Origin of the sequence: Candidatus Nitrosotalea sp. FS (assembly GCF_011319475.1) — an archaeon.
Lineage (GTDB): Archaea > Thermoproteota > Nitrososphaeria > Nitrososphaerales > Nitrosopumilaceae > Nitrosotalea.
Genome location: NZ_RCMC01000149.1, coordinates 1 through 747, shown reverse-complemented (window position 1 = coordinate 747; position 747 = coordinate 1). Strand labels below are relative to the sequence as shown.

Here is a 747-nt window from a genome sequence, read left to right as displayed (position 1 = left end):
GTGGATGGCAAGATAGCGAAACGCCCCGCTGGTGCATTGCGTTTTGAGTGCACACGCGCCGCATCGTTTGCGCGTCCCGATGTAGGCATACGTGCGATTCCGCTGGTTGCGGCCGCCGTAGTTGAGAACCTGGCCCGCGGGACAGATATAGCGATTGTGTTGGGGCTCGTATCGGAAATGCTCGGGACCAAAAAACGGGCTGTTCTTTCTGTGGATGCTGTCGCGGGTCCGCATGTAGGGAGTGATGCCGCGATCGGCCAGCCACTGCAGGAACTCCCCGTTCCCATACGTGGTATCGGCCGCCACTGATTCCGGCACTCGCCCTTGCCATGCGGCGAATCGTGTGAGCATGTCTTGCGCGGCCACCGTCTCCTGACTCATCCGTGCCGCCGTGGCCTGCACTCCGACGATCACACAACTGTCGTTGTCGACCAGATAGTTGTCGTAGTAGCCTAACCGAGCTGGCGTGCCGCCCTTGGTGGCGTAGGTGGAATCGGGATCGGTGGTCGATACCTGATCCTGCTCGTGCACAGGTTCCTCCACAGGGTTCTGCTCCTCCACCTCCCGCAGATACTGGCGGACACTGTGGTTCACCTGGGCTGCCTCCGCCAACTGCTCTCGCGGAATGCGGCTCTCCTTGGCAGCGTTCGCTTCCACGAAGCTGCCATCGACAGAGAGATTGTTCCCGCTCACCAACCCCACCTCCACACACTGCTTCACGATCTGCTCAAACAACTCCTCGAACAG

General features: G+C 60.5%; 1 protein-coding gene. It reads right to left on the bottom strand.

Going from position 1 to position 747, the window contains the following annotated elements; translation table 11 throughout:
* Positions 1–747: transposase (locus DYY66_RS05335; protein ID WP_255496140.1), on the bottom strand; the 747-nt coding region annotated here is incomplete at both ends.